Source organism: Chryseobacterium sp. ISL-6 (assembly GCF_018613715.1).
In the GTDB taxonomy this organism is placed as follows: Bacteria; Bacteroidota; Bacteroidia; order Flavobacteriales; family Weeksellaceae; genus Chryseobacterium; species Chryseobacterium paludis.
The window spans coordinates 1-5,859 of the sequence record NZ_JAGGPT010000019.1; the positions used below are offsets into that span (position 1 = coordinate 1).

At 34.0% G+C, this 5,859-nt stretch carries 8 protein-coding genes; 7 read left to right on the top strand and 1 reads right to left on the bottom strand.

Annotated elements, in window-relative coordinates; all coding sequences use genetic code 11:
* The 3 genes from J7E44_RS23295 to J7E44_RS23305 all read left to right on the top strand — a co-directional run.
* The coding region (locus J7E44_RS23295) for a VOC family protein (RefSeq protein ID WP_214834506.1) at positions 1-354 on the top strand (354 nt) is incomplete at its 5' end.
* 579 nt (positions 355-933) lie between these two features.
* A complete protein-coding gene (locus tag J7E44_RS23300) occupies positions 934-1,275 on the top strand; it encodes an OsmC family peroxiredoxin (RefSeq protein WP_353050523.1) in 342 nt (113 codons plus the stop codon).
* Positions 1,276-1,478: 203 nt separating this feature from the next.
* Complete coding sequence (locus J7E44_RS23305) at positions 1,479-2,336, top strand: helix-turn-helix domain-containing protein (protein WP_214834508.1); 858 nt, start codon at positions 1,479-1,481, stop codon at positions 2,334-2,336.
* A gap of 141 nt (positions 2,337-2,477) precedes the next feature.
* Here the strand turns inward: J7E44_RS23305 and J7E44_RS24350 are convergent, their stop codons facing one another.
* Complete coding sequence (locus J7E44_RS24350; RefSeq protein ID WP_353050522.1) at positions 2,478-2,567, bottom strand: hypothetical protein; 90 nt, start codon at positions 2,565-2,567, stop codon at positions 2,478-2,480.
* 166 nt (positions 2,568-2,733) lie between these two features.
* On the opposite strand from J7E44_RS24350, the gene J7E44_RS23310 reads away from it, so the two are divergent.
* From J7E44_RS23310 to J7E44_RS23325, 4 genes are all read left to right on the top strand, one after another.
* Complete coding sequence (locus J7E44_RS23310) at positions 2,734-3,159, top strand: OsmC family peroxiredoxin (RefSeq protein ID WP_214834510.1); 426 nt, start codon at positions 2,734-2,736, stop codon at positions 3,157-3,159.
* Between the two features lie 24 nt (positions 3,160-3,183).
* A complete protein-coding gene (locus J7E44_RS23315) occupies positions 3,184-3,612 on the top strand; it encodes an acyl-CoA thioesterase (RefSeq protein WP_214834512.1) in 429 nt (142 codons plus the stop codon).
* 111 nt (positions 3,613-3,723) lie between these two features.
* The gene (locus J7E44_RS23320; RefSeq protein ID WP_214834514.1) at positions 3,724-4,122 is read left to right on the top strand and encodes a hypothetical protein; all 399 of its coding nucleotides are present in this window, start codon (positions 3,724-3,726) and stop codon (positions 4,120-4,122) included.
* Positions 4,123-4,199: 77 nt separating this feature from the next.
* A partial coding sequence (locus tag J7E44_RS23325) for a protein-disulfide reductase DsbD family protein (RefSeq protein WP_214834516.1) occupies positions 4,200-5,859 on the top strand: 1,660 nt, incomplete at its 3' end.

A 5,859-nucleotide genomic window follows, 5' to 3' on the forward strand; every position in this document is an offset into this window, starting at 1 on the left:
TACGAGAAAGTTATAGGAATCCCTATGACACAATACACACCAGATTTCGCTGAATTAAAAACAAAAACAGCAGCCCTGGCAATTGGCAGCACCCATACATTGCAATTCTTTGGCGGTGAAAGTGTTGCTCAGCCTGCCCAAAACCGTAGCGTTATCATAGAGTTTATGGTGGAAGATGTGGATGCTGATTATGAAAGATTAGCTGAATACCTTCAGCCTTACCTTGTTCAGAAACCGACAACAATGCCTTGGGGGAATAAATCTCTCTTATTTCGAGATCCCGAAGGTAATTTAGTCAACCTTTTCACACCCATATCACAAGAAGCCGTTACAAGGTTTGAAGATAAAAAATAAAATCTATTGTCCCCCAAAAGCTTTGAAAAACTAGACAGGTAATCAAGTTATTCTGTAAATTAAATAATTGTAAATAAGTGACCTATATAAAAAGTAGGTTGCTTATTGTATTTTTAATCACTACTTTTAAATTGAGAACTCACTTGTTTTTTTCAAAGACCTCCGAGATCTAAATTTTAAAGAATTGTCGTCTTTGAGGGAAGATTACATATCGGTTAGAAAAACACCCTTCAAAGGTCTGCCTTATGCTACTACGTCTTTGAAATATTGTATTAACCATTAGGATTTTGTCCTCGCGAAAGTATGTTGTTTGGTTTTGTCAAGAATTTAACAATGAAGTGTTACTCGAATTTTAAGAAAGACTGAACCTCATATAAACGATTGCTTTGATGACTGTCAACATGCCGACTGAACTAAATTTCCAAATAATTGACCTGATTCCCAAAACTTTTCTATTTTTTGTATTGCAATTTTGCGGTGTCAATATCGACAATGAAATTTTAATACTAAAAAAAATGAAACGAACAGTGGACAGGTAGTATAAAAGAAGGCAAAGGCGAACTAACTACACAAAGCGAGATTTTAAACCAGACAAACTATAGTTTTAAAATTCGTTTTACAGGAGAAGAAAAGGGTCCAATTCCAGAAGAGTTTTTAGCAGCGGCACATGCAGGATGTTTTACAATGGCAGTTAGTTTTGCCCTAACGGACAAAGGCTTTATCCCCGAATCATTGAACACGGAAGCTGTTGTATCAATGGAAGGGTTTGGTATCACATCTGTACACCTTTCCATTACCGGAAATATTTTGGGCATTAGCATAGAAGAATTTGAAGCCATTACCAAAGAGGCAGAGCAAAATTGTTTAATTTCTAAAGTATTGAAGATACCTTTGAGCTCAGAAGCCCATCTCGTGTCCTAATAATCGGGTCTGATCTTGGATTTCACGATAGTGTATCAACAGTGTCTCGTTCAACATTAATGTTTATATTTGGCTTAGTGTTGAATGAGTATTGTGTATTTAATCTCACACTCAAGGTATAACATTTGTTATCAATTGAAAGTGTCAATTAACTAATAAACAGATTGCTATGGCTTGGATTATAACTAAAAATATTTAAATAAATGGTTGTCGACTATAAAAAAATTGATTTGTTTGGAAAATCATTCATCCAAAAAATAGTATTAAAACCACCTTTTGAATTTGCTTTTCCTGTTGCGGAACAAGCTTGTTTTTTGTATATGTTAGAAGGGGAGATGCAATATCAATCTGACAATGATGATGTGAGTATTCCTGCAAATTATTCATTGTTCCTAAATTGCATAAATTCTGGAAAACAAATACACAATTCAAATTCAAACAGTAATGGTGAAATTGTAATAGTTACTTTCCATCCGGATATTTTAAAGAAAATATATGAAAGAGAGCTTCCTTTATTGCTTCAGCAGCCACGAAATGCAGTGTCTAATTTGTCAAGTGAAAAGATAAATAATGATTTTTTGATACAAAAATATATTGAAGGTCTTTTGTTTTATTTTGAAAATCCATCTTTGGTAAATGATGATATTTTGATTTTAAAACTGAAAGAAATCATCTTATTACTCTCTCAAACACGAAATGCGGAAAGCATACAAGTAGTTTTATCTCAACTTTTTTCACCAATTACCTATACTTTCAAACAAATAATTGAAGCGCACTTATTTTCACAAGTTGGCATCGAAGATCTGGCACGTAAAACCAATTTAAGCGTTTCATCATTTAAAAGAGAATTTACAAAATTGTATAATGATTCTCCCGCCAATTATATTAAAACCAAAAGACTTGAAAAAGCAGCCGAACTGCTTTTAGTTTCTAATAACCGCATTACAGACATTGCCTTTGAGTGTGGCTTTAATGATTTGGCGAATTTTTCGAAGAGTTTTCACGATAAATATGATGCTTCGCCAACGAACTACCGGTCAAATCTAAATAATAAACAATAGGGCTAATTCACAAAACCCCTTTCTTTTTTGTATTGTCAATTTTGATAGAACATACTCGTTTATTCAAATCAAAAGCTATTGGAATTTCGGGAAAGAATTAACTAATAAGCAGTTAATCTTTCTTTGGAATCCACGCTTTCATTAATTATCCATAGATTTTGCAAATTTGGCTTCTTTAGTTTTGGCTGTTTCAAACGCTTCCCAAATTACAATCAATTCACGTTCTACCACATTCGAAATTATTCAGGTTTTCTGTGTTATCCGATAAAGAATTGTAATGAGTACTTCTTTGGACCAAATTACCAAATAATCGGACTGATTCACAAAATACTTTTATTGTTCTTATCGCAATTTTGCATTGTCAATAATGACAATCAAATTTTAAAAAGAAAGAAAAATGAAAAGAACAGCAAAAGCAAATTTGGTTGGTAATGCAAAAGAAGGCAAAGGCGACTTAACTACACAAAGCGAAATTTTAAACAAAACAAACTACAGTTTCAAAACCCGTTTTACTGGAGAAGAAAAAGGCACAAACCCTGAAGAACTGCTGGCTGCAGCACATGCGGGATGTTTTACAATGGCCGTTAGCTTTGCATTAACAGAAAAGGGCCTGAAACCTGAATCTTTGGATACGCAAGCTACATTATCAATGGAAGGCTTTGATATTAAAGGAATCCACCTTTCCATTACTGGATGTGTTGAAGGTATTAATGCGAATGAATTTGAAACTATTACCAAAGGTGCGGAGCAAAATTGTTTAATATCTAAAGTATTGAATATACCTATCAGCTCTGAAACTCATTTTGTATCTCAATTAAATTAACAAGAAATAATATATTGATTAATAATGAGAGAATTAACATACAGAGGAGTAGTTTATCCATGGCATTGTGATCACATGGGGCACATGAACGTTATGTGGTATGCAGGAAAATTTGACGAAGCAACTTGGAATTTATTGTCGCTTTTTGGCCTAACAGTAAAATACATGAAGCAAGAAAATACCGGAACAGTAGCTGCTGAGCAGCGCACTTTTTATAAGCAAGAACTGTTGGCAGGCATGACTGTTTACATCAAATCGGGCATTATTGAAGTGAAAGATAAATCAATAAAATTTTTCCACGAAATGCGGAATTGTGATACGGATGAAATTGCTGCGATTACTTTTTACACAGGTATTTATATTGACAATAAAGAACGAAAGCCCTGTTCAATACCAGAAGAAATTAAAAAATTAGCTGCTGATTTTGTGACATCAGAAATACCACAGCCATAAAAACGGCTGAACCAAATTGCCAAATAATTGAACTGTTTCACAAATTCAGTCAGTTATTTCTATCGCAACTTTACATCGTCAATATTGACAAACAATTTAATAATAAATCAAATGAAAATATTCAAAACATTATTCACAACTGTAATCCTTACTACAGTAATGTCAACAGGAGCATTCGCTCAAAGTAAAATAATCGCTGTAGTGAAAAAAGCTAGCTGGTGCAGTGTCTGCAAAGCCAATGAAGCAAGGGCAATGGCAGCTTTTACAGAAAATAACAAAGACGGGGCTTACCAGTTTGTAATCAACGATATCACAAGTTCTGAAACTGCAAAAAAATCGGCACCAGAAATCGAAAAACTTGGGCTTACAAAATTAATGGAACCATATATGGCAACAGGTGTAGTTTATTTGTTTGATGCTAAAACCAAAAAGCCAATTAATCAATTACTGATGTCACTTTCCAGTGAGGATATTGGTAAAGCGATGAATTATTTAAAAAAGGACAGATAATCCTGTTTGATATTATTAATACATAATAGCTCAGTATTATCGACTGGGCTGTTTTTTACACTTAATATATTTAGAATATGTCCATACAAAAAAAGAAAATTCTTTTATCAATATTCCTCGTATGCTTTTCGGTATTTACAGCTTTTGCTCAAATACAAAAAAATCCGGTACAATGGAAAACAACTATTGAAAAAGGAAAAGGAGATACATTACTAGTCAGCCTAAAAGCTAGTATTAAGGAAGGTTGGCATATCAACAGTCAATTCAACGGTATAAAAGACGGTCCATTACCTACAGTTTTTAGTTTTGAAAAATCGGATCAATATACCTTAATAGACAAAGTTTTCGAACCAAAACCACACACCAGAATTGAAGAGGCATATGAAAATAAGACGTTATATTACTTTGACAACGAAGCCACATTTATTCAAAAAATAATTCCCATAACAAACGACAGTATTATTATTAAAGGTGAAATAACCTACATGTCTTGTAGTAGCACGATGTGTCTGCCTCCAGAAACCGAAGAAATTATACTAAAATACAAACCACAACATCAGCTTTCTTTAGCTAATACAGCCTCAGTTTCTGTTGAAGAAACAAATGTGTTGTGGATTTTTTTAGGTGGATTATTGGGTGGATTTTTAGCCTTGCTTACGCCTTGTGTATTTTCTATGATACCACTTACGGTAAGTTATTTCACCAAAAATGGAGGTGTAAAAAAAGCCATCATCTATGCTGTATCTATTGTCGTTATCTATGTGACACTTGGATTGACCATTACGCTGACATTAGGCCCTGATGCATTAAATGCATTAGCAAGTAATGGTATAGTAAACTTTATTTTCTTTATAATATTTGTGGTATTTGCCATTTCATTTTTAGGAGCATTTGAAATAACCTTGCCGAGTAGCTGGCTTAATAAATCAGATAAAATGGCCGATAAAGGTGGATTACTGGGAATATTTTTCATGGCTTTCACATTGGCGTTAATTTCGTTTTCCTGTACAGGACCTATTATTGGGAGTCTGTTGGTAGAAGCAGCAATTAAGGGAAGTATCATTGGTCCTGCCGTAGGGATGTTTGGATTTGCACTCGCATTGTCTATTCCATTTATGTTATTTGCCGCTTTTCCAAGTATGCTGAAAAAACTACCTAAATCAGGTAGTTGGTTGGGCAAAGTAAAAGTGATATTGGGATTCTTAGAGTTGGCCTTGGCAATGAAATTCTTATCCACATTCGATTTGGTGTATCAATTAGGCATATTAAAACGTGAGCTTTTTATCGCAGTATGGGTTGTCATCTTTTCACTTTTTGGGCTTTATCTGCTTGGTAAACTAAAATTCGATGAAGAAGAAAATAAATCAAAAGTTTCTATTAGTGGACTGATATCCTCTATTCTGGTGTTTAGTTTTGTAGTGTATTTGATTCCAGGACTTTGGGGTGCTCCAGTAAAATTAGCCAGTGGATTTTTACCTCCTTCGTTTTATAAAGAATGGAATCAAAATACAACAATAGCAAGTACAAGCCTTGATAATACTACAACAGAGAAGCATAGCCAGTCATGCCCCCAAAATCTCAATTGTTTTCATGATTACCAAGAAGGTATAACCTATGCCAAGAAAGTAAATAAGCCCATTTTGCTCGATTTTACTGGATGGAGTTGTGTCAATTGCCGTAAGATGGAGGATAATGTTTGGAGTGATGCAGAAGTCTGTGTAAATCGTCAGCAAAAAG